28 protein-coding genes and 1 riboswitch are annotated in these 25,590 nt (G+C 38.1%); of the genes, 15 read left to right on the top strand and 13 right to left on the bottom strand.

Annotation, left to right across the window (positions count from 1 at the left end):
- Positions 1 to 3: 3 nt before the first annotated feature.
- Together ACQV2G_RS04995 and ACQV2G_RS04990 are read left to right on the top strand one after the other, a co-directional pair.
- Positions 4 to 1,005, top strand: coding sequence for a lipoate--protein ligase (locus ACQV2G_RS04995; RefSeq protein WP_428876281.1), 1,002 nt, complete (start codon positions 4 to 6; stop codon positions 1,003 to 1,005).
- 87 nt (positions 1,006 to 1,092) lie between these two features.
- On the top strand, positions 1,093 to 1,680 hold the full coding sequence (locus ACQV2G_RS04990; protein WP_428876280.1) for a pyridoxamine 5'-phosphate oxidase family protein: 588 nt from the start codon (positions 1,093 to 1,095) through the stop codon (positions 1,678 to 1,680).
- A 57-nt stretch (positions 1,681 to 1,737) separates the two neighbouring features.
- Here the strand turns inward: ACQV2G_RS04990 and ACQV2G_RS04985 are convergent, their stop codons facing one another.
- From ACQV2G_RS04985 to ACQV2G_RS04965, 5 genes are all read right to left on the bottom strand, one after another.
- Positions 1,738 to 2,355 carry a DUF5052 family protein gene (locus ACQV2G_RS04985; protein WP_428875165.1) on the bottom strand — a complete coding sequence of 206 codons (618 nt, stop codon included), beginning with the start codon at positions 2,353 to 2,355 and terminating at the stop codon, positions 1,738 to 1,740.
- Positions 2,356 to 2,439: 84 nt separating this feature from the next.
- Complete coding sequence (locus tag ACQV2G_RS04980) at positions 2,440 to 2,958, bottom strand: TIGR00730 family Rossman fold protein (protein ID WP_428876279.1); 519 nt, start codon at positions 2,956 to 2,958, stop codon at positions 2,440 to 2,442.
- 134 nt (positions 2,959 to 3,092) lie between these two features.
- On the bottom strand, positions 3,093 to 3,455 hold the full coding sequence (locus ACQV2G_RS04975) for a TIGR02328 family protein (RefSeq protein ID WP_428876278.1): 363 nt from the start codon (positions 3,453 to 3,455) through the stop codon (positions 3,093 to 3,095).
- A 36-nt stretch (positions 3,456 to 3,491) separates the two neighbouring features.
- Positions 3,492 to 3,950, bottom strand: a complete 459-nt coding sequence (locus tag ACQV2G_RS04970; protein WP_428876277.1) for a TspO/MBR family protein — start codon at positions 3,948 to 3,950, stop codon at positions 3,492 to 3,494.
- A gap of 85 nt (positions 3,951 to 4,035) precedes the next feature.
- Positions 4,036 to 4,671, bottom strand: a complete 636-nt coding sequence (locus ACQV2G_RS04965; protein ID WP_428875161.1) for an endonuclease III domain-containing protein — start codon at positions 4,669 to 4,671, stop codon at positions 4,036 to 4,038.
- Positions 4,672 to 4,847: 176 nt separating this feature from the next.
- On the opposite strand from ACQV2G_RS04965, the gene ACQV2G_RS04960 reads away from it, so the two are divergent.
- The 5 genes from ACQV2G_RS04960 (at position 4,848) to ACQV2G_RS04940 (ending at position 10,234) form a co-directional block, all read left to right on the top strand.
- Positions 4,848 to 5,822: an ABC transporter ATP-binding protein gene (locus tag ACQV2G_RS04960; protein ID WP_428874349.1), complete on the top strand. Its 975-nt coding sequence runs from the start codon at positions 4,848 to 4,850 to the stop codon at positions 5,820 to 5,822.
- Positions 5,819 to 6,604 carry an ABC transporter permease gene (locus ACQV2G_RS04955; RefSeq protein WP_428876276.1) on the top strand — a complete coding sequence of 262 codons (786 nt, stop codon included), beginning with the start codon at positions 5,819 to 5,821 and terminating at the stop codon, positions 6,602 to 6,604. Before ACQV2G_RS04960 ends, ACQV2G_RS04955 begins: the two co-directional genes overlap by 4 nt.
- Before the next feature lie 5 nt (positions 6,605 to 6,609).
- The gene (locus tag ACQV2G_RS04950) at positions 6,610 to 7,389 is read left to right on the top strand and encodes an ABC transporter permease (protein ID WP_428874351.1); all 780 of its coding nucleotides are present in this window, start codon (positions 6,610 to 6,612) and stop codon (positions 7,387 to 7,389) included.
- Between the two features lie 342 nt (positions 7,390 to 7,731).
- The gene (locus ACQV2G_RS04945) at positions 7,732 to 8,100 is read left to right on the top strand and encodes an ArsR/SmtB family transcription factor (protein ID WP_428875159.1); all 369 of its coding nucleotides are present in this window, start codon (positions 7,732 to 7,734) and stop codon (positions 8,098 to 8,100) included.
- Positions 8,090 to 10,234 carry a heavy metal translocating P-type ATPase gene (locus ACQV2G_RS04940; protein ID WP_428874353.1) on the top strand — a complete coding sequence of 715 codons (2,145 nt, stop codon included), beginning with the start codon at positions 8,090 to 8,092 and terminating at the stop codon, positions 10,232 to 10,234. Before ACQV2G_RS04945 ends, ACQV2G_RS04940 begins: the two co-directional genes overlap by 11 nt.
- 81 nt (positions 10,235 to 10,315) lie before the next feature.
- Here the strand turns inward: ACQV2G_RS04940 and pabB are convergent, their stop codons facing one another.
- Positions 10,316 to 12,334, bottom strand: a complete 2,019-nt coding sequence (pabB, locus tag ACQV2G_RS04935) for an aminodeoxychorismate synthase component I (protein ID WP_428876275.1) — start codon at positions 12,332 to 12,334, stop codon at positions 10,316 to 10,318.
- A gap of 174 nt (positions 12,335 to 12,508) precedes the next feature.
- Positions 12,509 to 12,602: riboswitch (THF riboswitch) on the top strand.
- Positions 12,603 to 12,669: 67 nt separating this feature from the next.
- Between pabB and aroB the strand changes: the two genes are divergently transcribed.
- The 7 genes from aroB to ACQV2G_RS04900 are packed head-to-tail and all read left to right on the top strand — an operon-like array spanning position 12,670 to position 19,332.
- Positions 12,670 to 13,710, top strand: coding sequence for a 3-dehydroquinate synthase (gene aroB, locus ACQV2G_RS04930; protein WP_428874355.1), 1,041 nt, complete (start codon positions 12,670 to 12,672; stop codon positions 13,708 to 13,710).
- Complete coding sequence (locus ACQV2G_RS04925; RefSeq protein WP_428876274.1) at positions 13,711 to 14,982, top strand: 3-phosphoshikimate 1-carboxyvinyltransferase; 1,272 nt, start codon at positions 13,711 to 13,713, stop codon at positions 14,980 to 14,982. It abuts the gene before it with no gap.
- Positions 14,972 to 16,084, top strand: coding sequence for a chorismate synthase (aroC, locus tag ACQV2G_RS04920; protein WP_428876273.1), 1,113 nt, complete (start codon positions 14,972 to 14,974; stop codon positions 16,082 to 16,084). Before ACQV2G_RS04925 ends, aroC begins: the two co-directional genes overlap by 11 nt.
- Before the next feature lie 26 nt (positions 16,085 to 16,110).
- A complete protein-coding gene (locus ACQV2G_RS04915; protein ID WP_428876272.1) occupies positions 16,111 to 17,397 on the top strand; it encodes a shikimate kinase in 1,287 nt (428 codons plus the stop codon).
- Entirely contained in the window at positions 17,363 to 17,821 is a 459-nt protein-coding gene (aroQ, locus tag ACQV2G_RS04910; protein WP_428874359.1) for a type II 3-dehydroquinate dehydratase, read from the top strand. The genes ACQV2G_RS04915 and aroQ overlap by 35 nt, the downstream gene beginning before the upstream one ends.
- 15 nt (positions 17,822 to 17,836) lie before the next feature.
- Positions 17,837 to 18,607: a 3-deoxy-7-phosphoheptulonate synthase gene (aroF, locus tag ACQV2G_RS04905; RefSeq protein WP_428874360.1), complete on the top strand. Its 771-nt coding sequence runs from the start codon at positions 17,837 to 17,839 to the stop codon at positions 18,605 to 18,607.
- Positions 18,589 to 19,332, top strand: coding sequence for an aminotransferase class IV (locus ACQV2G_RS04900; protein ID WP_428874361.1), 744 nt, complete (start codon positions 18,589 to 18,591; stop codon positions 19,330 to 19,332). The genes aroF and ACQV2G_RS04900 overlap by 19 nt, the downstream gene beginning before the upstream one ends.
- A 19-nt stretch (positions 19,333 to 19,351) precedes the next feature.
- On the opposite strand, the gene ACQV2G_RS04895 is transcribed toward ACQV2G_RS04900, so the two are convergent.
- The 7 genes from ACQV2G_RS04895 to ACQV2G_RS04865 all read right to left on the bottom strand — a co-directional run bounded on the left by ACQV2G_RS04895 (position 19,352) and on the right by ACQV2G_RS04865 (position 24,596).
- Complete coding sequence (locus ACQV2G_RS04895) at positions 19,352 to 19,576, bottom strand: hypothetical protein (RefSeq protein ID WP_428876271.1); 225 nt, start codon at positions 19,574 to 19,576, stop codon at positions 19,352 to 19,354.
- 144 nt (positions 19,577 to 19,720) lie between these two features.
- Positions 19,721 to 19,864: an MgtC/SapB family protein gene (locus ACQV2G_RS04890; RefSeq protein ID WP_428876270.1), complete on the bottom strand. Its 144-nt coding sequence runs from the start codon at positions 19,862 to 19,864 to the stop codon at positions 19,721 to 19,723.
- A 39-nt stretch (positions 19,865 to 19,903) separates the two neighbouring features.
- A complete protein-coding gene (locus ACQV2G_RS04885) occupies positions 19,904 to 20,047 on the bottom strand; it encodes a hypothetical protein (RefSeq protein WP_428876269.1) in 144 nt (47 codons plus the stop codon).
- 132 nt (positions 20,048 to 20,179) lie between these two features.
- On the bottom strand, positions 20,180 to 20,314 hold the full coding sequence (locus ACQV2G_RS04880; RefSeq protein ID WP_428875185.1) for a hypothetical protein: 135 nt from the start codon (positions 20,312 to 20,314) through the stop codon (positions 20,180 to 20,182).
- A 20-nt stretch (positions 20,315 to 20,334) separates the two neighbouring features.
- On the bottom strand, positions 20,335 to 20,478 hold the full coding sequence (locus ACQV2G_RS04875) for a hypothetical protein (RefSeq protein WP_428876268.1): 144 nt from the start codon (positions 20,476 to 20,478) through the stop codon (positions 20,335 to 20,337).
- 1,002 nt (positions 20,479 to 21,480) lie between these two features.
- Entirely contained in the window at positions 21,481 to 23,208 is a 1,728-nt protein-coding gene (locus ACQV2G_RS04870) for a C69 family dipeptidase (protein WP_428876267.1), read from the bottom strand.
- 221 nt (positions 23,209 to 23,429) lie between these two features.
- Positions 23,430 to 24,596 carry a polysaccharide deacetylase family protein gene (locus ACQV2G_RS04865; protein ID WP_428876266.1) on the bottom strand — a complete coding sequence of 389 codons (1,167 nt, stop codon included), beginning with the start codon at positions 24,594 to 24,596 and terminating at the stop codon, positions 23,430 to 23,432.
- Between the two features lie 260 nt (positions 24,597 to 24,856).
- Here ACQV2G_RS04865 and ACQV2G_RS04860 point away from each other — a divergent pair, with 260 nt between their 5' ends.
- Positions 24,857 to 25,333 (top strand): hypothetical protein, encoded by a 477-nt coding sequence (locus tag ACQV2G_RS04860; RefSeq protein ID WP_428876265.1) that lies wholly within the window; start codon positions 24,857 to 24,859, stop codon positions 25,331 to 25,333.
- Positions 25,334 to 25,590 lie beyond the last annotated feature (257 nt).

Raw genomic sequence — 25,590 nt, 5'->3', positions numbered from 1 at the left:
CCCATGTTATATTTACCGACTGATTCACTTGATCCTAACTATTACTTTGCCTTAGAAGAATACTTAATGACCCAAAAAGCTTTAAAGGAAGACCTTTTCATGATCTGGCAAACCGATTTTACAGTCATGCTGGGTAATTACCAGAATGCATATGTTGAACTGAACTTACCAGAACTAGAAAAAGATCAAGTCGCTATTACACGACGTAATACAGGGGGCGGTACTATCTTCACCGACCAAGGTGGCTGGCAATATAGCTTTATTTCACCTCGACCTCAAGGAAATAAACGACACGAAGCTATTGATTTTCAACGCTTCATGCAGTCCATCATTCACTCCTTGAATAATTTAGAGATTCCAGCTGAAATGAACAGTCGCAATGACTTAGCCATACACGGTAAAAAAATTTCCGGCAATGCTCAATGTTTTAAAGGAGACTACACCCTGCATCATGGTTCCTTGTTATTTGATAGCGACTTGTCTGCTATGGCCTGTTATTTAAACCCCGCTAAACACAAGATTATCTCCAAAGGAATCAAGTCTGTTAAAGATCGGACAACTAATATTAAGAATTACTGCCCAGACGATTGGGATGCTAAGACCTTTAAAGACGCTTTAGTCAAAGAAATTATAGGCGAGCAGCCAAGTTACTTCCACCTAAGTGAAGAAGATGAAAAAGCCGTCCAAAAAATCAAACAGGAAAAGTTTGAATCTTGGGACTGGGTCTTCGGTCGCAACCCCCAATTTTCCTTAGTCAATGAAGCCGTATTAGCTGGCGGTTTGCTCAAAATGCACTGCCAAGTTGAAAAAGGTGTGATTCAATCTTTAGTTTTTGAAGGCGACTTCTTTAGTGCTCATGATTTGAATGAAGTGGAAGAGTCACTAAAAGGCATTAGCTTCAATAAAGAAGCCGTACAAAATCATTTTGAAAAATACTATCCGCAAGATCTCATTCACAATATAAGCAACCCAAAAATTATTGACACCCTTTTCAAAAATTTATAAACTAGCTATACAAAATATAAACATCTGATCCTTGAACCTGATGTTTATATTTTTTAGCTGTTGGCACTTATAGAAAGAAGGTTTATGATGTCAGACATTTATCAAGCTATGCGTCGCCACGATCGTTCCATGCCCAGAGATTTCGCCGAGCACGTTATCGATCACTCCCAATATGGTGTTCTTAGCCTTCCTGATCAACCTTATCCCTATGCCATCCCCCTTTCAATCGTTCGTGACAATCAAACTTTATACTTTCACAGCGCTAAAGCTGGTAAAAAGGTTGAATTGATTGAAGATAGCATGCAAGTCTGTGTTACTTTTGTCGGTAAAGTTCAAGTTCCTAATTTATATAGTGAAAGTGAAATCGCAAGGATAGCTGCTGATCCAAAATCATGGGGAACTCTAGCCCGCACTGTTTTCACCACTGAATTTGAATCGGCCATTATCTATGGTAAAATTTACAAAGTTACTAACGAAAAAGAATTGCTCAAGGCCTTACGTCTGATCGCCAAAAAATATGTCCCTAAACATTATTCACTAGTTGATAAAGCCATTGACACAGCTTTCGATTATGTTCAAGTCTATGCTATCGAAATAGAGCACCTTTCGAGCAAAAGAAAGAAATACGATGATCAAGGGCAAGAAATGAAACATGCCCGAGGATGGAAAGTTTAAAAAGAGGCTGTGACTGACGTCCGCCTCTTTTTTATTTTCAAAAACCGCTTTAAATAACTAACTATTTTCGAGTAACTCATTGTCATAGATCGTGTAATCACAACGGTAAATAAAGAGATACTTGCCATCTATTATGAGTCCTGTCGACTTAGGTACATCCGTTTTAAAATAGGAGACCTTATTCCCTGAATAAACGGCTAAAGGTGTTCCGTTTTGGCTTCGCACCATAATCGTCTTCTTTTTACCAAAAAAGGTTTGGCCTAAATTGTCCTGTAAGCGCGAAATGAATGGAAGGTTCGATCTCGTATCATAAAGTTCAACGCGATTATCTACCTCCATCGTCAAGTCATTTAACCCCTTCTCAGCAGCAATCAAAGATGATCCTACATGAGTCATCGTGTGCCCACCAATTTGAATATCTAAAACCTGTGAGTCAGCTTTGGTTGAGCCTTCAGCTGTTTGTGAATCGAACTCTTCATCTCGTTCAATTGAAACTGATTTTCCCGTCATAGAATCAATGATCTGGGCTTGCTCATCATAAGTTTGGACGGTCATAGTCAAACCAATAAAATCTTGTTTAAAGCCAGAAACAAATTCACTTATAGCCTGACAGCCAGTCAAAGCTAAAACCATTATTAATAGGATAGATAATTTAAAAGTGTGTTTGTTTTTCATTTTAGTCTCCTTTTCTTAATAGTATATCTATTCTACCAGAATCAATTACTAAGCGACTTGTACTAGAGGCTGATTTTCACTTATTTACAATCGTGATTCGTTTTTAATGAATCCTTCAATTTGCTTATAATCTTCCGTTAAGAGAAATCCTTCTTCAACCATTTGTTGGTAAACTTTTTGTAGTCCATTGTAATAACCATTAACATTCATGAATATACAGGGATTCGTGTTTTGACCCACCCGACTCCAAGAGATGGCTTCCACAATTTCCTCCAATGTCCCGGGTCCACCTGGAAGCGCCACACAAACATCTGATAAGTCCAACATTTTTTGCTTGCGTTGAGCCATGCTTTCCACAACAACTAAATCACTCAAACCCTGATGAGCTATCTCACGATCCAATAAAAATTGAGGCATAACACCTGTCACTTTGCCACCATGACTAAGGACTGAATTGGCGATATCTCCCATCAATCCAACTTTTCCTCCACCGTATATCAATTCGTAGTTATTTGTTGCTATCCACTCTCCAAAAGCGATTGCCGCTTGTGTGTAAACTGTGCGATTACCATGTGAAGCACCGCAATAAACTGCTATTTTCATATCCAACCTCCTTTTTTCACTTTATTATTGTAGATTGTTTTTCTGCTAATGGGTAGTTGGTCTTAACCCTTTAAATAGAATAATCCTCAAAAGAAAATTAATTTCTTTTGAGGAAGGGCCTATTAATTATTTATTTAAATAGCAATCCCCTTATCCTTTAAATTCATCAAACAAGCTTGAAGATAAACTTCATCATGTTCTGGATAGATGGGACAATCTAATGAGCGTTCTTCTAAATCCTTATAAGACGGAGCTGATTTGCCACGGTATTTGGGATCTAGCCAAAGGCTATCCGGCTGATAGCCTCTGGCTATCATTTCTTCCATTACTAAAACATGGTATTGGTATAATTTATAGGGATGATAACTAAAAACATAGTTTACAGTAGAATGTGGCTTGCCCCACCCCTTCCCTCTTAAGGCACAACATTCTCGATGTTGTCCTAAGAGTTGCTGTCGAGGTAATAAGGGAATCAAATCTTCATGCCATAAACGCATTGTTTCCCTCCTAATTTATTCATTGCAATAAGACACTTAATCTCGATTTAAGAACCAAGTAGCTCCATTAAGATAAGAAGCAAAAGCCGACCAAATTACATAGGGCAATAAGAGTAATACCGCCCAAGTGTTCTTTTGATAAAATTTAATGGCTGTGACTAGAACAGCTGTGAATAAACAAAAGCTTTCAATTACAGCGGTGCCGCGATATTTATACTTAAAGTATAAGAGTGACCAAAGATAATTAAGGCCTAATTGCGTTCGATAGGCAATAATGGCTTCGTCTTTTTCTTTACTTTCATCAATGATTATTCGGGCAATCCCCATCATGGTATATAATAATGGCCAAACAATGCCAAAAGTCTCTTTGGGAGGTGCAAATGGGGGCTGTTTGTACTTTTCATAGTCTGCTTTGGCATTATCGGCCGTTAAACGACCAATAATTGTTCCACCGACCAATGGAGCTCCTACAAGTAACCAATTTTTAATTTTCATCAAACCACTCCTTTTTCAAATTATAAGTTAACAGCCCTTCATCTCCGACTAAAATGCTTTAGCATCGATCATAAAAATACAGTAACTATTTCTTCACCTCTCCAGCTATCCGTTCCATCCTAACAGGATCCTTTAAATAATTTTTACCAAATTCATCAATCAGTCCATGCAGGTCTTGAGCTTGAAGATAAGTGAATGATTCAGGCATTTGCACGACTGCATGTAATTGCTGATAGCTTTTATAGTCTTTTTGATCGATATAAGAAAACAACTTGCGAGCGTATGCATCTGAAATAAAGGCGACTTGGTCAAAAATATAGACTAAGAAGACATCAGCCGTTTCTTGGCCGATACCTCGAAGCTTAAGTAATTCTATTCTTAAATCAGATCCGTATTTTTCTACTATATGGCTATAATTCCACTGGTGTTCTTGGAACCAATTCAAAACGGCTTGGATAGCTAGGGCTTTATTTTTATAAAAACCAGCTGAATAAATCAGCTGTTCTAACTGACTACTTTCCAACCTTAGAATCCTTTGCGGATCAAACCCAGTCGCCAGCTTTAATTGAGTTAAGGCTTTATCAACATTCGACCAGTTGGTATTTTGAACCAGAATAGCACCTAAAATGATTTCTAATTTAGAATCCCCCGGCCACCAACCACTGGGACCCATTTCTTGCAGAAGATAAGTATACAATTTTTCGATGGAAACAGAAGTCATTGATCCACCCCTTTCCACTTTTACCTATTATATCATCTTTATTAACAGATTATGATTGAAAACCTTCTCTTCGTTGACTTGAAAGGCTTCTTGTTATACAATTCAAAGGCTCAATTTTACTTCTTTAGTTCGCTAGCTATATAATTCAAATAATCAAAAAACTTAGGAGAGATTAGATGATTCAGGTTGAAAACATTTCAAAACAATTTAAAATAGCCAAACGAAAAAAACACTCCTCAATGCCTGGTTTATCTTATTTAAAGAGAGAGACTGAATACTATCAGGCATTAGACCAAGTATCTTTTAATGTTAAAAAAGGCGAAATGATAGGCTATATTGGCCCAAACGGAGCTGGTAAAAGTACCACACTTAAAATCCTATCAGGTATCCTCCATCCAGATACTGGTGAGTGCCAAATAATGGGCCTAACGCCTTGGAAAAACAGGATCGACCATGTTAGAAATATCGGCGTCGTTTTTGGACAACGTTCTCAACTATGGTGGGATTTACCAGTTAAGGATTCTTTTGACCTGATCCGTGACCTTTACCGTGTGGATCCACAGCGTTATCATCAACAAATTGATAAGTTAGCATATGCTTTAGCTATCGAAAACTTACTGGATACTCCCGTTAGACAACTCAGTTTAGGCCAAAGAATGCGGTGTGAAATTGCCGCTGCTTTAATTCATCAGCCAGCCATTCTATTTCTAGATGAACCTACTATTGGTTTAGATGCAGTTTCTAAATTAGCTGTTCGAAAATTCATTATCGATCTTAATCAAGAAGAACAGACAACAGTTATTTTAACCACGCATGACATGCAAGATATTGAAGCACTCTCTTCACGGATTATATTGATTGGTCAAGGAAAAATACTGCTCGACGGTTCCCTGGAGGAATTAAAGAACAAAAATCAACAAAAACAGATTTGGAACATTGAATTTAATAAAGGAAGACTACCTCATCACCCGGGTATTCAAATTTATCAAGCGACTGAATCAGAAGCTTTATTATCTTTTGATTCGGATCTTCTATCCAAAAATGAATTTATTGCTTTATTAAATCAAAATCTTGATTTACAATCTATAAGCCCTCATGCTACTAACCTTGATCACCTAGTAATCCAGCTTTATCGGGAGTATCAATTATGAAAACTTATAGCGCAATATTTCGCATTCAATTTCAATCAGCCATTCAATATCGAACGGCTGCTTTAGCAGGTATTCTTACCCAATTTGCTTGGGGCCTACTTCTCATCAAAATGTTCGAATCTTTTTATCAAACCAACGCACAAAGTCAACCTATGACTTTTGAACAAGTCTGCGCTTATATATGGATCCAACAAGCCGGTCTTAATTTGTTTGCTTTATGGATTTATGACCGTACTATCTTCGAAGAAATCATTTCAGGCAATGTTGCCTATCAATTGACGCGTCCTCTCGGTCTCTATCCCCATTGGTTTATATCTAACCTTGCCATGCGAATTGCTCGCACTTTATTACGGTGTTTGCCAATGATAATTGTAGCAAGCTTTCTGCCAGAACCTTATAAGCTTTTGCCGCCAAACCACCTCCTACTTTTTATAGTGACGATGATTCTGTCTACTTTATTAATCATTGCCTTCTTAATGTTAGTCTATATTAGTGTCTTTTATTTCTTAACGGACGTGGGAATTCGAGTGATTGTTGCTACGATCGGGGAATTTCTAACCGGAGCAATCATTCCATTACCCTTTTTACCCCAGCCTTTACAAACCTTTATCCATTGGACACCCTTCGCCTATATGCAAAACATTCCTCTTAGAGTCTATTCTCTAGACATTAGCTCTTGGAATATTATCATTCCTCAAGCTTTTTGGCTGATTCTTCTGTTGGTGGCCGGTTGGTGGCTGATGCAACATGCTCTATCTAAATTCGTTATTCAAGGAGGTTAAATGCAGTGTTTAAAATTTTAGGTCTTTATTTTAAACTCAATTGGCAGGCTCAATGGCAATACCCTGTTTCTATGTTGTTATTAATTATGGGGCAATTCTTAGCAACCTTTGTCTCTGTACTAGGCATTTATTTTATGTTAGAAAGATTTCACAGCGTACAAGGGTTTTCAAAAGATGAAGTGCTTTTATGTGCTGGAATTTTCACTTTTGCGGCCGCCTTAGCTGAAATGCTAGCCAGGGGATTCGATTCTTTTCCTCAGATGATTGCTAATGGTGAATTTGATCGTGTCCTCACTCGCCCCCAAAGCCCCTTACTCCAAGTTATTGGATCAAAATTTGAGTTTTCACGTATAGGACGCTTAATCCAAGCAGCCTTACTACTAGTTTTCGTCATTGAAAGAGGCAAGATGGTATGGTCGTGGAATAAGATTGCTACTTTATTCATAATGATCTTAACAGCCAGCTTGTTATTTTCCTTATTATATTTTCTTTCAGCAAGCCTTTCTTTTTTTACCATTCAAGGATTAGAGATTATGAATATTTTTACAGATGGCGGACGTGAATTTGGTCAATATCCCTTCTCTATTTATGGAAAGAAGATATTAAAGTTTCTAACCTTTATTCTCCCTCTGGCTTTGGTCCAGTATTATCCCTTTTTATATTTAGTAGGTAAGAGTAATGATTGGCGATTAGCTCTATTTCCTTTTTTGAGTCTAGTTTTTGCTATACCTGTTTATGGTGTTTGGCGATTTGGCTTGTATCATTATCAGTCAACCGGCTCTTAGTCAAAGAATCTTATTTCAATGAAATGATAAATAAGATTCATAAACTAACCTCTACTTTATTAAATTTCCTTTTAAAACAGTCAATTAAACTCACTAACGTCTACTCAAAGGCCCTCAATCTATATACTATTTTACTTATTATTTTTTAATCGTTTACTCTTTCTACCTGATTTCTATTCATTTAGAGGTCAGTTTATTATAGTTTAGCAAGCCGTTTATCAACCATTAGTATTCATTTGACAAAAATAATAGTGCGTGGTATATTTAAGTTGTAAAGGTTGAACGGCTGTTCAACTATAAATGATAATTTTTACTATTTATAAACAGAAAGTAGGTCATGCCATGGATAGCTGTCAAGAGAATGCAATTCATCCTGAAGCGATTAAGAAAGCTCAAGAAGTGCCTCTCAATCCAGAACATTTTAAAATTCTAATCAAACTCTTTAAAGCATTAGCAGAACCCTCTCGAGCAAAAATTTTATGGTATTTGCTTAAGACAGAATTGTGTGTTTGCGATTTAGGCCATCTAATAGGCATGTCCAAATCTGCCACTTCTCATCAACTCGCTTATCTATTTAAATTAAATTTAGTTAAAAAGCGCAAAGAAGGACGTATTGTTTATTATTCAATTGCTGATGACCATGTGCGTATTTTATATCACAATGCATTGGAACATGCAGCAGAAGGAGGAAATGATAATAATGACTTATAAATTTAAAATGCAGGGTTTGTCTTGTGCTAACTGTGCTCAAAAAATTGAAACTCGCTTAAACAATTCGGATCAAGTTGAAGCGACCGTTAATTTCGCACAAGGACAATTAACAATCGACACGGACCAAGTGATGGAGTCTAATCTCATTCAAAGCTTGGAACAAAATGTACAAGAAGTCGAACAAGGGATAAAATTGGTTCCGCTCTTTGAGCTAGAAGAAAAATCAAATCTAAACCTTGATAAAAATAAGGACAGTCAAGGCTTACTTGATAGCGAAGGCTGGCGTATTTTAATTACCATTCCTTTATTTATCTTAGGATTCTTTTTAACAAATTATATTTCTTCTGAATGGCTTCTAGTGGGTTATTTTGGTCTGACCTATCTGTTCATAGGTCAGAATGTACTTAAAACTACTTGGAATAAAATTAAAAATAAGGACTGGTTAGAAGAAAATTTCTTAATGACGATTGCTACCTTAGGTGCCTTTGTGATTGGTGAGTACCCTGAAGCAGTTGCCGTTATGCTGTTCTATTCTATCGGAGAATGGTTTCAAGACCGTGCCGTTAACCAATCTCGCCAATCAATTCAATCCTTGATGGCAATTCGTCCTGACTTTGCCCGTATTCAACAAACTGATGGTACATTAACCAAAATTGACCCCCGCGAGTTAGTTGAAGGTCAAGAGTTTATCGTAGCTGTCGGAGACAAGGTCCCTCTAGATGGACAAATTATCCAAGGTCAATCTCAAGTAGACCACTCAGCTATTACTGGAGAATCTCTTCCTCAGAGTTTAAAAGAAGGCGACACCCTCTACTCAGGTTCGATCAACTTAAGTTCTCAACTGAAAGTTAAAGTCACTAAGACCTTCCAAAATTCAACGGTCAGCCAAATTATCGACTTAGTTGAAAATGCTTCTTCCAAAAAGGCAGCTACTGAGAAATTTATTACTCGGTTCGCACGCGTTTATACACCGGTTGTAGTTGCCTTAGCAGTTCTTTTGGCTACTTTGCCTCCTATCTTTTTTAGTGACATTTCTTGGTCAACAAGCTTTTACCGTGCGTTACAATTTTTAGTTATCTCTTGTCCTTGTGCCTTAGTTGTCTCTGTTCCTATGAGTTTTTATGGTGGAATTGGTGCAGCAGCACGTGAAGGTATCATGGTTAAAGGCGGAAATTTCCTCGAAACCCTAACAAAGATTAAGACCTTAGTTTTAGATAAAACCGGAACAATCACTCAAGGTAACTTTGCGATTGACAAAGTAGAGGCCTTATATTTAAGCAAAAATGAGTTTTTAGAAGCACTGGCTCACTTGGAGAGCCAATCCCACCATCCTATTGCACTCTCCATTCAAGAAGCCTATAATCAGCCCTTAGATCCTCATCGTGTGCAAGAAGTAGAAACAATCACCGGTAAAGGTCTTAAAGGAATTGTGGACGGTAAAAGTTTACTTGCTGGAAACAAGGACTTGATGGATCAATTCAAGATCGAAGTGCCAGAATTAAAGACTGCTGCCACTGTCGTTTATCTCAGTATTAATCAAGCATATCAAGGCTATGTCCTCATTAAAGACCAGATCAAACCAGATTCTCAGTCCGCGCTGACAGAATTACATCAATTGGGTATTTCCTCTGCCATCTTACTTTCTGGTGACAATCAAGCAACCGTCGACGAAATCGCTCAACTTGTTGGGATTGATCAAGCAAAAGGTGACTTGCTTCCACAAGAAAAGATGATCGAACTGGAGAAAATTTTAGCTAACGTTAAGCAATCAACGTCTAATAAAAAATCCTCTAATGTAGCCTTTATCGGTGATGGCATCAATGATGCCCCGGCTCTTGCCCGTGCAGATATTGGAATTGCCATGGGAGGAATGGGATCTGACGCAGCTATTGAATCAGCAGACATTGTCATTATGAATGATTCTTTAGCTAAACTCCCTCAAGCTATTAAAATTGCTCAAAAAACTTTACGCATTGCTCAAGAAAATATAGCCTTTGCACTTGGAATTAAGGTACTCTTCCTAAGCCTCGCCGCTTTAGGCTTCTCATCCATGTGGATGGCTATTGTCGCCGATGTTGGTGTGACCATCCTTGCAGTTCTTAATAGTTTGCGAACACTTGGGAAAGTTAAATAATAAAAAAACCAGCAAGCATAATAATGGTATGCTTGCTGGTTTTCTTCGTTTAACAAACTCATTTATCTTTAATGAATCCTTTTAGGCCCCTTCAATTTTAAATTCGTAAGTTGAAGGTAGATGGTAATAGGCTTTTAAGGCATTAAGAGCTCCTTGGGCTTTGACTAAAGTTTCTTGGTACTCTTCTTCTGGATCTGAAAGGGCAATAATTGCTCCCCCTAGACCGAGACTAGTCTTTTCTTCTTCAATAACCGCCGTACGTATAACAATATTTAAATCCATACAACCATTATTAGCAATATAGCCAATAGCCCCTGAGTAGATACCTCGTGGACGTCCTTCTAATTGATCAATTAATTCGAGGGTACGATACTTCGGCGCTCCAGTCATTGAACCACCAGGGAAGCAAGCTTTAAACAGATCAATAGCTGAAACATTTTTTGCAAGAAAGCCTTGAACGGTAGTCACTAATTGATGAAGGGTTGAATAACTCTCAACAGCCATCAACTTGGGAACCGTTACTGTTCCAATCTGACAGACCTTACCTAAATCATTTCGCAATAGGTCTACGATCATCAAGTTTTCAGCCATGGTCTTTTCCTCGGTTGCTAAAGCATGAATAATCGCTTGATCTTCTGCTGGGTTTTGACCCCTTTTAGCCGTTCCTTTGATGGGCTTGGTTTGAACTCTACCATCACGATTCAAAGTTAAGAATTTTTCCATAGAAGAACACGCAACAGCAAAATGATCAAAAGTTAAAAAGGCTGCGTAAGGGGCTGGACTGGCTTGGCGTAAGGTTTGGTAATATATATAGGCATCTAGCTGGTCTTTGATATCCAAGCGGTTGGTCAAACATATTTCATAGGACTCTCCTTTTCGAATGTAGTCTTGACATTGGTGGATAGCTTTCAAATAGTCACTGCGAGCCATAGCCCAAGCAATAGTTGGTTGATCGAAGGCCTCCATGATAAGCTCTTCTTTTTCACCTACTGAAATATAAGCCTGTGAAAAATCTAAATCTTTGATCCAGTCTTTGTCATCTTTATAGGATAGTAAATAAAGTTGGTTTTCGTGATGATCGATAACAGCCGCTCGATCAATATAATCTAATATAACATCAGGATACAATGACTGATGCTGATTAGGCCCTTCCATTAAACTTTTGAGCTCATAACCAAAATAACCAATATAACCTAATTGGAAATCACATGGTAAATCTTGATGGATTGGCCATTGAGGTTGATGTTTTTCTAAATAAGTGAATATATCTTGATGAATTCTTTCTTCTCTTCCCTTTATATCTGTCTTGATAACCACATTATCCGTAATATCATAGGTCAGACGATGGCCATGGCGAGGACCCGCTTGTCCAATTATAGAAAAACGAGACAAAGCTTTTGTCACTTGACTAGAGTCTAACCATTGCGTTTGTTTATTAATTTGATAAAGCTGATTAAACAACGCTTGTGCATTGCCTTGATAAGGAACTTTTGTAACACGCAAAGGATTTGTCTGTATTTGGAAGGTGTGGATCAAGTCTACAAAATTCTCAATTAGACGTTCACCTTCTTGTGAAGCAATTGACTCTGGATGAAACTGAACGGCGTATTGAGGTTTGCTACGATGAGAAATCCCCATAATTAAGCCATCGTGCGTTCTCGCATCCACTTGAATGTTCTCCAATTTCTCTTCTTTACAGACTAAAGAATGGTAACGGGTCACTTTAAAATCTTGCGGTAGTCCTTTAAAAAGTCCTTGATTATTATGTCTGATTTCACTCAGCCGCCCATGAACAGGCTGAGGAGCCAATATAATTTCTCCTCCATTCAGATAATAAATTCCTTGCTGACCCAAACAGATGCCCAATATGGGACGTTCTTCTTTTTCGATTACTTCACGGCAAAGACCAAAATCTTCAGGATTTTCAGGACTTCCAGGACCTGGTGAAATAACCACCGCATCAAAATCTAACAATTTGAATTCTTCATATGACATTTGATCATTCTTAATAACCAACGGAACTTCTTGCGTCACTTTGGCTATTAATTGAAACAGATTATAAGTATAGGAATCATAATTATCAATGATAACAAACTTCATAATGGTTTCTCCTAACATTTTTTTCAACGATATCTATGCAACTGGTTATTGTCCTATTTTATCACAATTTGTAGTTAGTAAAAATACCTGAAAAGTAATTTAAAAAGAATAGCATTTAATCCTTGTCAATGATTGACAAGTGCTATCATTCACCTATAATGAAGGAGAACTTTGAACAGAGTATAAAAGGTGCGTAAAGTATTTACAGATGGGAAGTTGCTGTAAAACGAAATGAACAATCATGCGATGCCTTTTATCTTCCGCTGTTTTATTATCCATCTTTAGCGGAGCTCTGAATTTTTCAGAGCTCCTATTTTTGTTTAGGAGGGTACATTTTGGACATCCAATTGAATGTTTTTCCTTATCCAATCTATCTAGAACACCATCATTTTAGTCAATTAAAAAAACGCTTAAGCCAAATGAGCGGAAAAAAGTTTCTACTAACGGATCAAAATGTGGCGACCCTTTACCAAGAACAAATTGATCAACTTGGTCAGTTAGCATCCTTTTCTTACCATATTGTTCCTGCCGGTGAAGCGTCAAAGTCATTAGCTTGTTATCAAGAAGTGATGAATCGTATGGTAGAAGAAAAACTTACTCGGTCTGATTGCCTAATCGCCTTTGGTGGTGGCGTCATTGGTGACTTAGGGGGCTTTTTAGCCGCCACATATTTAAGAGGAATCAACTTTATACAAGTTCCGACGACTCTTTTAGCTATGGTTGACTCTGCCATTGGGGGTAAAAATGGCATTAATTTTGGTGCCTATAAAAATCAAGTGGGTACTTTCTATCATCCCGCTTGGGTTCATATCGATATTGCCTATTTAGACACCTTAGATATCAGACAAATTAACAATGGGTTAGCAGAAATTATAAAATATGCGATCCTTACTGACCCCGCTTTATTGGAGGACATCAGACGAGATAAAAGTCAACTCAACTACTTGAATCTAATTAAACGGTCTTTAGAAATAAAACACGCCTATGTTGCTAATGATTTTCACGATCAAGGTAAAAGACAATTCCTTAATTTAGGTCATACTTTCGCCCATGCCATTGAAAGTATTAGCAACCACCAAGTGAACCATGGTGAAGCAGTCGCAATCGGCCTATTATGGATGGCTCGTGCTAGTTTTAAATTGGGTTGGGCCCGCCAATCATTCGTTCCTCTTCTTGAAGATTTATACCAAAAACAAGGACTATTCCAGACTTATTACTGTGATAACCATGATTTACTGAACGCCATTAATCACGACAAGAAAAAACAAGACCAAACGATTCACTTAATTATTCCTGTTGAAATAGGAAATTGTGTCCGACAAGCCATTCCTATTCATGAATTAGGCCAATGGATTGAAGCAGGGAGTCGATTGTAGATGGATATTCAAATTATGCCTCACTCTTTAAAAGGCAGTATTTCTGCAATTCCTTCTAAATCAGACGCTCATCGAGCACTCTTTGCAGCCAGCTTAGCCAATGGTCCCTCTACCATCTATTTAGACCGTCTTTCAAAAGATTTAGAAGCAACATTGACTTGTATTGAAGGACTAGGTTGCCTGGTTCACCATGATTCAGATCAAAAAGCATACCATATCCTGCCAGATGCTCATTCTATGAAGCGCCACTTCAATGTGGGCGAGTCAGGAACAAGCTTACGCTTTCTAATTCCTATCTTAGCTAGTCGGTTAGAAAAGAACCAACAGGTCGAAATCCTTCGCCAAGGGAGTTTGATCAATCGAACCAACCAACCTTATTGGGACTTGTTTGACCAATTAGGTATTTATTGGCAAGAAGAAGGCCCTAGTATCTGGCTTTCAGGCAAGTTAGAAGCAGGAAATTACCAACTTCCAGGTAATGTTTCTTCTCAATTTATTTCAGGATTAGCTTTGGCTCTCGCTCATTTAAATAAAGCAAGTCAGATAAAATTAACTTCGCCTTTGGAATCCGCTGCCTATGTCGACATGACCTTAGCTAGCTTAAAAGAATTTAGTAAAAGGATTGATTTTTCTCATCAAACTCAAGCCTATCACTTACTCGATGGACCTATACAAGCAGCGCCCTACCAAGTAGAAGGCGATTGGTCCAACGCCCTTTTCTTCTTAGTAGCAGGCGTCCAGGTCTTAAATCTTACTTTTGACAGTCTCCAAGCAGACCGTCAGGCTTTGTCCTATTTGGATAAATTGGGCTATCCCATCCCCGAGTCGGCAAGACAATCCACTGACTATCATCCCAGTAAGACTTCAACTGCAAGTAATCAAATAGTGGAAATCGATGCCCGTCAATTGCCCGATGCTATTCCTATCCTTACCCTAGCAGCCGCTAGAAAAGCTGGGATTACTCGCATCGTTAACGGCCAACGCCTCCGCTTAAAAGAAAGTGACCGAATAGAATCTACCGTAGCTCTTATGCAAGCTTTAGGTGTCTACATACAAGCTGAAGCTGATGGGTTCATCTTGCAAGGAGGGCAAGGCTTTCATGGCGGAATTGTGGATACTTTTCAAGACCACCGTATTGCAATGACAGCTGCCATTGCGGGTAGTTTTGCCCAAGAACCTGTGATTATTAAAGGGGCGGACTGTGTTTCTAAATCTTATCCCCACTTCTTCGATGATTTTCAAAAATTAGGAGGTATCTATCATGTCCTTTAGTCTCGGTCAAAATTTTCGTCTCACTGTTTACGGACAATCCCATGCTAAAGCGATTGGGGTAGTCATTGATGGCCTTCCTGCCGGTTTAGATTTCCCTTATGCAGCCATTCAAACAGCTCTCGAACGTCGTCGTCCTGGTAAAAAGGTTTGGTCAACTAGCCGTAACGAGACTGATTTATTTGAAGTCAAAGCAGGTATTGTAGACGGTAAAACCTGTGGGGCGCCCCTTTGCTTAGAAATTAGGAATCAAGACATGCAGTCCAAGGATTATGCCCAACATCACTATCTCCCTCGCCCCTCACATGCTGATTATCCTGCTTTCATTAAATATGAGGGACACCATGACATTCGTGGGGGCGGACACTTTTCAGGGCGCATGACTGCTCCAATTGTAATGGCTGGTAGTATTGCCCGCTATTTATTAGAAACAAGCGACATCCAAATTTATAGCCACATTCATTCAATCGCTGGTATAAAAGACCGGTTAGTTGATTTTGCGCAACCTGATTTTAAAGCCTTAAGTGAATTAGTTAATAAAGAATTTGCCGTAATTGATGCCCTGCAAGGCCAAGCCATGAAGGAAGCTATCCTAGCCGCTAAAGAAGATAAAGACTCTGTAGGAGGGCAAATCGAAGTAATCGTTGACGGCTTACCAGTTGGTATCGGTCAACCCCTCTATGATTCGTGTGAAGCTAAATTAGCCCATGCCATGTTTGGCATTCCCGCCACTCGCGGCGTAGAATTCGGAACGGGCTTTGCTGGAGCAAACTTACGCGGCAGCCAGCACAACGATCCTTATTATTTGGATAATAACTTGATGGTTAAAACGCTGACCAACCATCACGGCGGTATTATCGGTGGTTTGACCACTGGCATGCCCTTGATTATGCGAGTAGCAATTAAGCCTACTTCTTCTATCGGTCAACCCCAAGCAAGTGTCAACCTTGATAAACAAGTTAATCAAGAATTGACGATTGAGGGCCGGCATGATCCTTGTATCGTCCCTCGGGTTGTTCCCGTTATTGAAGCAATGACCGCTATTTGCCTTTTAGACCTAATGATGATGGACGGTCAATGGCCAACTATTTCAACAAAAAATTAATTGCCGCCTTTAGAAAGTAGGTTCTTATGTTACAGACATCTCAAAAAAATAAAAAACCCACTCTTTGTGGCTTAATCGGACGTAAATTAGGTCATAGTTATTCCCAATCTATTCACCAACGAATTGGGAACTATCCCTATCACTTAATTGAATTAGAACCCAATCAGTTGAAAGACTTTCTTTTAGAGAAAAACTTCCTCGGACTCAATGTGACTATTCCTTATAAAGAAGCGGCCTTACCTTATTTAGACAACCTAGACCCCTTGGCTAAAACCATCGGATCGGTCAATACAATTGTGAATGAAGAGGGAAAACTCAAAGGCTATAATACTGACTACGCTGGCTTAGACTTTTTATTAAAAAATAATCATCTGACCTTAACAGGCAAAAATGTGCTTATTCTTGGATCCGGTGGCTCTGCCAAAATGATCGCTGTTTATGCTAAAAACCAAGACTGTCAACGAGTTAGCCATTTAAGCATTCGCCAAGCTTTCCCACCATTAAAGGCTGACAATCAGACGGCTCAAGTTATTTTCAATGCGACACCGGTTGGTATGTACCCTAATAACCAGGATTTAAGATTAAACTTGACCGCATTCCCTCAACTAGAAGCGGTCGTTGATCTCATCTATAATCCCTTACGCTCTTCTTTAGTCCTCCAAGCCAAAAGCCAAGGCATTCAAGCTATAGGTGGACTCGACATGTTAATTGCTCAAGCTTTTTTTGCCAGTCAACTTTTTACCGGTAAGTCTTATCCGACAGACTTCATCCATCAAATTTGCCAATCCTATTGGCAGGGAATCGAAAACTTAGTTTTCATCGGAATGCCAGGTGTTGGCAAGACCACTCTCGGAAAAAAACTGGCTGATCAACTAGGCCGCCCCTTTTTAGACACCGATCAATTGATCGAAGCTGTCATCCATCAACCGATCTCTGAATATATTTCCAAGGTGGGCGAAAAACCTTTTCGCGACCTAGAAGAAAAAATCATTCATCAAGTGGCTAAGGAAAATGGGCAAGTAATTGCCACGGGCGGAGGTGCCATTTTAAGGGCAAGGAACCGACAAGCTCTAACTCAGAATGGTCGATTGATTCTATTGGAGCGCCCCTTAGAAGAACTGTCTCGAAAGGGCCGACCACTTTCAGCTTCACTAGACCAAGTTAAGCGTTTATGGAATGAACGAAAAACACTCTACCAAGAGAGTGCAGACCTCATTATTCCCGTCAAGTCTTCTATCCCAACTAGCTATCAAGAAATGCAAGAAAGGCTGATCAAACATGCGATTATTAGTCCTCAACGGACCCAACCTTAACTTATTAGGCATCCGTCAACCAGAAATATACGGTCAAACCTCATACTCTGACTTAACAAACTCTTTAAAAAAATGGGCAAATGAATATGCTGTAGACCTTGATATCTTTCAATCCAACCACGAAGGAGCCTTAGTCGATAAAATTCAAAATGCTTATCAAAAGGTGGATGGCATAGTAATAAACCCAGCTGCCTACACCCATACATCCATCGCTATTCGCGATGCTTTAGCAGCCGTTGCTATTCCTTTTGTAGAAGTCCATCTAAGTTCTATTAGTCAAAGAGAAAGTTACCGACAAGTCTCATATATCCAAGATTTAGCCTTAATAACAATTGAAGGACAAGGCCCTGCAGGCTACCTTCAAGCTCTGGATTTTATCAAAAATTACCTCTTTAATCCTAATAATCCATCACCTATCACATAGAAAGAGAAGATATAAATGACAATGAATTCTGTATCTGTAAAGCAAGTCACTTTTGGCAAACAACCAGCTATTGTTATCGCTGGACCCTGCTCTATTGAATCTGAAGAACATATTTTTAAAGAAGCTCAAGCCTTGAAGGCGGCGGGAGTCGACATGATTCGAGCGGGTGCTTATAAACCAAGAACTAGCCCTCATGCTTTTCAAGGTTTAGGCTTTGAAGGTGTAAAGTACTTAAGAGCCGCCGCTGATTCAGTTCACCTCCCGATGGTCACAGAAGTTTTAAGTGAATATGATGTCGAAAAGCTGATCGATCTTGTGGACATGTTTCAAGTAGGTTCTCGAAATATGTATAATTACCAACTGCTGAAGTTGTTAGGTCAAGCCGGTAAACCTGTCCTATTAAAAAGAGGCTTTTCAGCAACTCTTAAAGAATGGGAAATGGCCGGTCAGTATTTAATGAGCGAAGGAAAAGCTTCGGTTGTATACTGCGAACGCGGCATACGTAGCTTTCAAGATGAAACACGCAACACCCTTGATTTAGCAGGTGCTATTCTCCTCCAAGCCAAAACGAAACAACCTGTCGTTATTGATCCTAGCCATGCCAGTGGTAGACGCGACCTCATCCTCCCTTTAAGTAAAGCCGCTTTAGCCGCTGATATTTCGGGGATTATGGTCGAAGTCCATCACAATCCCGACCAGGCCTGGACCGATGCCGCTCAGACTATTGATTATTCTATGTTGGATCAACTAATGAAGGAGTGCCAACCATGGCTTACATCAAATTAGATGAAGGCTTTCTTTTTGGACAAGGTGTTTTTACCACCCTTAAAGTCATCAATGGACAAGCGCTCTTCTTAGACCAACATCTTAGCCGTTTGTGTCAATCAGCCAAAGCTTTAGGTTTCAAAAGTTCTATAACCAAAAACGTTATTGTCAACTCTATTAACGAGAAAGAAATGGTGGATGGGGCTTTAAAAATCATCCTCTCACCAGGTAATCTTGTTCTACAAGAACGATCGGATCCCTATGGTAAGAGATTCTTGCCTGCAAAGCCATTAAAATTAGCCAAGTGGCAGCGCCATTCCTCTAACACACTCTTGCAACATAAGTCCACTATGTACTTAGCGAACAAAATTAATTTAAAGCAGATAAGAGAAAAAGGGGCTTTTGAATGCATCTTTTTAAATGAAAAAGACCAGATCACTGAGGGAAGCTTTACGAATCTCTTTTTTGTTAAAGACCAAGAGCTTATCACTGCTCCAACAAGCGCAGGTCTTCTTCCAGGTATTATGCGTCAATGGGTGCTTGACCATTTCCCTGTGACTATTCGCCCCATAGACTGGCAAGAAAGACAATCTTTCCAAGCTGGTTTTATGACCAACTGTTTGATGGGGATTACTCCAATTAAAACACTTGAATCAACCCATTACCAAGATCATCATCCTCTAATTGATTACATCCAAGAGGAATATTCTATAAAAATATATAAGCAAAAAGCTAGCCAATGGTGATAACATTTGACTAGCTTTTTTATTCATTATATTCATCTTCCGATTCATAAATACTCACGCCTGCAAGCTGATTGATGTCTTGGAAGAACTTTTCAGGATGAACTTCTTTAGGAATTACTAGACGGACTAAATAATCAAGTTGGTCACTATTATTCACTAAGGGTTTGATAAAAGTGACGGTAACTAATGACACTTCAATAAAATGAAGGACCTCATTAAAAGATTGAACATCATTTGCTTGCACAAAAACCGTTACCCAAGGTATTTTCTTCCTTAATGAGCTTTCAAGTCTTTGTAAGAAGGTCAAAGTGATTAGGAGTATAAAGCCTACAACAATTGCTACTTCGTAGAAGCCGATCCCAATTGCTAAGCCAATACAAGCCGAGGACTACAAGCCCGCAGCCGTGGTTAACCCTTTAATTTTGTCACGATTAGTAACTAAAATCATACCGGCACCTAAAAAGCCAATCCCACTCACAACTTGCGACCCCATCCGTGTAGCATCAACTCCTTCAAAAAAATTCGGCTGCAAACTGATTGGTCATCATTACCATGGCTGAAGTTACACAGACTAAAATATAAGTACGCATACCGGCTGGATGATTTTCAATCCACGTCCAAAACCAATCATACCATTAATCAACATAGCTAAAAGGGGCCTTAAGAGTATGGTAAAGAAATTTACTTCTTCAAAATTAATCGTTGGTAACTTCATTGATGACCTCCCTAAAGTTAATTTCTTTTTCTTTGTTTAATAAGTATAACAGCTCATCATTTTTCCCTACTTATTCTCTTTAAATTTTAACTTTATTTATATAAAAGCACTTCGCATAGAAGTGACTTAGATTTATAATTCAATCACTTGGCTCTTGTTTAATTCCATAGCTTTTTCATAAATCGCTTTTCCAACTATAATATCTAAAACAGCAGAGCCTATCGTCTTAAAGACAGTGAGTTCGTCTTCTGATTGACGCCCGGCTATTTTACCTGAATCTAATTGACCTAATTCACCTGTGATGGACTTTTTTGTATAATACCTTTTTTGAGCGGATTGATTAAATCGCCTGATTCATTTAAGACTCCATCTTTGGTATCTAAATAGATCTTACCTGCTTGAGCAAAAATTGCTTCAGGAAGTTCTTGCATGTCTGGCTTGTATGAGCCTACGCCATTAATATGGGCTCCTGGTTTAAGATTTTCACTATCAAAAACAGCTTTTGTAATGTGGTAACAATTGTGATAACGTCGTCCCCACCGATTGTTTCTTTTGGAGAAGCAACAGCTTTAATTTCAACGTCAAACTTTTTAGCGAATAAATCCATCATTTTTTTAAGCGAATGCGCTAGCACGCTCTTGGTCACTATCAAAGGCACACTCTTCTTTAATTGGTTGCGCTGATAACATCGCTTCTAATTGATGTTGAGCGTGTCCCCCTGTTTTAAACATGGATATTATTCGGATAGACAGAAACTATTTTAAACCCTGTCGCCGAGCCAGCTAAACTTGGCATGGATAAATTTTGACCTCCGAATTCTTCTAAATCAATGTTTGTTCTTAAGGGATTATCTGTTTTATCTTCAGAATATAATTTTAAAGCTTTTTTACCGCTTGAATAGTTCTTTCATGGTCATAACTTCCTTTATATCTGCTTCATTCAACACTCTTATTTCCACGGAAACACTCTCTTTAACTTTATCAAGTTTTATCCTCTTATTAAGAGTAACAAAAGAGAAGCCTTAGATTAAGCAATAATTCTTAGCTTCTTGAGCCTATTTATTAATAGTTTTTGATATCATAAATTATTACATCAACATAGTGAAATGTTTTGCTGTTAATTATTGAAACAATATCTATATCAAACAATACTAACTTATTCTATCCTTATTTGTTCGATATATAATGGGCATCAAACCATTATTAAAAATAGAACTTATTCCTCCCTCCTCAAATCAATGAACCAATTAAAGGAATCAACCATAAGATTAAACTTCTCAACAGATATGCTGATGGCTATCAATACTACACACACTTCCGAGCAAGTGGTTTAGTCATTTCATAACGCTTTACGTCAGGAAAAAAAGATCAAGCAACAAAAACATGCTGCTTGATCTCTTGAAAAATATTATCAATCCGATTGAACAATGAGCCTTATTTCTCTACATACTCTGCTTCTAAATCTTTAATTTGGTCAAAGGCATCTTGAGCTAATTGCATGGTTTGTTCAGTAATCCATTCTGCAGCTGCTTGGGGATCTTCCGCATACATCGTGATAAGTTCTTGACGTAATTCTTCGTATTTATCTTTACCAGCTTTTTCAATGGCTAAGATCTTTTCTCTCATTTCTGGTTTTAAGTTCTCTTCATCTTCTAACATAATGGTTAGTAGATTATCTACTGCCCAATAGAATGATTCTGGATCATATTCATTGGCTTCCACTTGGTAAGCAGATAGTGTGTCATTGATATTTCCAAAGTATGGTAAGTAAGGTGAAACGGTAGGTGATCCCATCGCTAACCACATCACACCTGGTACTTTTTCAGGCATATCTTCATAAATTTGGAAGATATGAGCTTCCATTGTATTTTTGTTACCAATGGGATATAAAGCATTCTCAGGCTTTTCTGGTTCTTGCTTTTCAGTCGTTTCAGTTTCTTCGCCCTCTGTTGTTTCAGCTTCTTCGCCTTCTGTTGCTTCAGCTTCTTCGCCCTCTGTTGCTTCAGCCTCTTCGCTTTCTTCTACTTCGGTTTCTTCGGTTTCTGTTGCTTCAGTTTCTTCGCTTTCTTCTACTTCGGTTTCTTCGGTTTCTGTTGCTTTGGTTTCTTCACCTTCTGTTGCCTCAGCCTCTTCGCTTTCTGTTGCTTTGGTTTCTTCACCTTCTGTTGTTTCAGTTTCTTTAACAACTTGTCCACCGGTAGCAGATGCGATGTTATCCGCTGGAATATAATCTGTATCTTCTAAACGATTTCGTTGTAAGCTCATGACTTGATCTAATGTGATTGTTTTATCCGTAGAATGTAAGAATGGAAACTCTGTATCATCTAAAGAAACTTCTGCATCTGGATCTAAGGTTTTTACTCCAGACCAATACCTAGACACAGACCCGGGATCTATTTCAGCTGCATAAGAATCAGCAACCCGAATCATCCCCTCTTCCTCGACATAAGTACCCGCTTCTTCTGCAATGTTAATTAAATCGGCAGAGGCAATCACATTTTCAGTATCGTTCACATCGATTGTTTCTAAGAAGAACGAGTTGGGGAATACGGCAAACATATCATCTGGCAACTTCATCGCAGCATATTGATGACCGGATAAAATTTCCATATACCAAGTTTCATTTTTATCAGCAATAATCAATCCGTTGCCTTCGGAAGAGCCTTTCTCATCGATAATCGATGCTAACAACTCCACGCCCTCACGCGCTGTTTTAACGTGACCTAAAACGACGGTCGTCATGATTCCTTCTGAAAGACCATTTTCAACTAAAGGGTCAACCGCTAAAACTTCATCATTAGTATAAGTAGTAGTGGTCGCATCCATCGCTACACCATACTCATTATAACCTGCTTCATAATACAAGCCCCACTCAGGGGTGGTATCTGGCACAGCAAAATACTTATAAGATTGAGCTGGTAGTTCAAATTCGAACTTAGTATATTCATCCACTAACTTTGCGCCTTCTTCATTTTCCGTCGCTTCAATTACTACAAAAGTCTTATTATGGCTTTGTTCTAAGTCTTCTGTTCGGCCAAAAATAACTGACCCATCTTCTGTAAGGCCCTTACCAACATATACGCCTGTACAGGCAGCTACTGGTTGAGCCAGTAACATTCCTGCCGATAACATGGCAACAATGCTTGCGAAAAACTTCTTCATAAAATACCTCCTAAATTTTTGTGTAAACGCTTCATGATTTAATTATAACACTTGGTTATTACTTAATCAGTTTATATAGCATATTATTTTTATAAATAGATTATGGATCATTAGTTATAATCTAAAATTGTAAAAAACTATTAAACAAAAGAAAAAATAATGCCCAACTAGACTTGAATTCTAGCTAGGCATTTATACTTATGATAATGAGGTTTGAATAATTACATCATTTCATCCAGTCGCACAAACTGATACCCATTGGCTTGGACGCTTTCAATGACTGCTCCTAATGAGTTAGCCGATTCTTGATAGATGTCGTGCATTAAAATTACTGGACTAGGTAATAGGGTTGCTACTACACGGTTGATAATGGCTTGTTCATTTCGACTCTTCCAATCTTCCGAATCAACGTTCCATAGAACAGGAGTCATTTCCGTTAAATTCATTTCACGTTTGCCACCTGCTCCATATGGCATTCGATAGTAGTTGACAGAGGCATTAGTCACCCTTTCAATAATTTCGTTAGTGTGATTCAGTTCATATAGAACATCAGCATCACTGATTATTGTATAATTTCGATGACTGTAGGAATGGTTGCCCACCAAGTGCCCTTCATCATGCATGCGTTGAATGATTTCGGGATACTTTTCTGCATTTTGACCCAATACAAAAAAGGTTGCTTTCACATCATGTGCTTTAAGAATATCTAGGATTTGTGGCGTAGTGACTGGGTTGGGCCCGTCATCAAACGTTAAGACTGCAAATTTAGCAGAGTGCATTTGAGTATTAGTATTTTCATCTGGCTGGGCTGATATGTTTATAAACTTCCCTAGGTCTGGGTCAGCATAGACTTTACGAGGGACTGGAATAGAATGTTCATAAATTGCCTTTCCCCAACTTTGATAACAGTGACTCAAGTCTTTGTATGTTCTTGTTAAGTTGTTTGCTTCTAATTTACGATCAATTTCTTTCACTTTAATTAAAAAACCTGGAGAATATTTGTTAGGATTTTCCATATTCTTTTTAAGATTACGAACCTCTTGATTTAATTCGACTAGCGGCCGATCTCTCTCGGCTAAAGAATGGATGGATTCTTTGAGTGGTTGATCAGTTATTTCAGCTAAAATAGTCTCTATTTTTGTATTATACTCATTGAGACTAATATCTCTTAATTCTCTTTCTTCAACCACACCCTCTCCGGTTAAGGGTTGCGTTTCATATAATTCCAATAGTTCTTTGCGATAAGCTTCAGGCGATTTGTTCTTTCGAGCACTCAATTCGATTTTTGAAAAGGTCGATTCATTCTGATTGTTAGCATTAAATGTCATATAAATGATTAACAGTAAAATTGAACACACTACTAGGCTGGCTGCTATTTTCTTATACATTTGATCACCTTATTTTATTCACAATTTTTTTCCAGCTTTTTTACATCTTTTTAAGCATACTCCATCTAATAGATAAATTCTAGGGAAAAAGATAAAGAAATTAACTTTATTTACAATTGTTCCAATTAGAAATTTTAATTATCTTTAATTATTCTAAAACTATATTGTTATAAAAATTCAAAAAGTTTTTAAGTCCTTTTGGTTTTCTATTTATTATTCTCTAAGGCAATAAGCTATCTAATTGAATGCCTTCTTCTTCAATGTTATGGTTAATATATAGACAAGAAATAAAACTGTTAAAATCAAAAGGAGGAGTCATTGATGAAAAAAATATAGTGCTATTGGCAAGTATGATGATATTGGGGGGAGTGACTGTCTCCGCTCAAGATGAAGAAAAGATTGAAGAATTGAAAATCGAAATTAAAGCTCTCAAAGAGGAGCTGAAAGACAAGAAAGCCAAGTTAAAAGAATTAACAGGTGGAGATGAAGAATATATTATTACGGATGACAAAGACTTCTTCATTAAATATGTCGAAGTAAATGAAAAAGATGATGAAGAATTAGGGTATTATTATGAGTTCGTCTTTGAAGTAGAAAATAAGACAGATAGAACCATGAATATCATGGCAGAAGATGTTACTATCGATGATGATTTAATCGATGAAAAAATGGTTTTTCTTTCAGAAGAAATTGAAACAAACGCTAAAGGCGAAATCATCTTAAAATTCAAAGCTTAGAAGAAGATGAAGAGGCACCTGAATTAGATGATGATTTAGAAATGACGCTAAAATTAGTGAACGAAGAAGATCCTGACTTAAATATTGATTACCCTGTTTCGATTGATATAGTTTAAAATGATTAAAACACCCAGTTTATAAACTAGGCGTTTTTTCTTTTGACGAATTGTCCAATCAAATGCAACACCGATAGTAAGAATCCAAAAAGTTCTTCTTTAGGTGGTTTATATTTTATACCTTTCCTTGGTCTATTTTTC

Source organism: Facklamia sp. P12955 (genome assembly GCF_050409565.1).
Taxonomy (GTDB): Bacteria; Bacillota; Bacilli; order Lactobacillales; family Aerococcaceae; genus Facklamia.
This window is presented reverse-complemented; position numbering and strand designations above follow the sequence as displayed.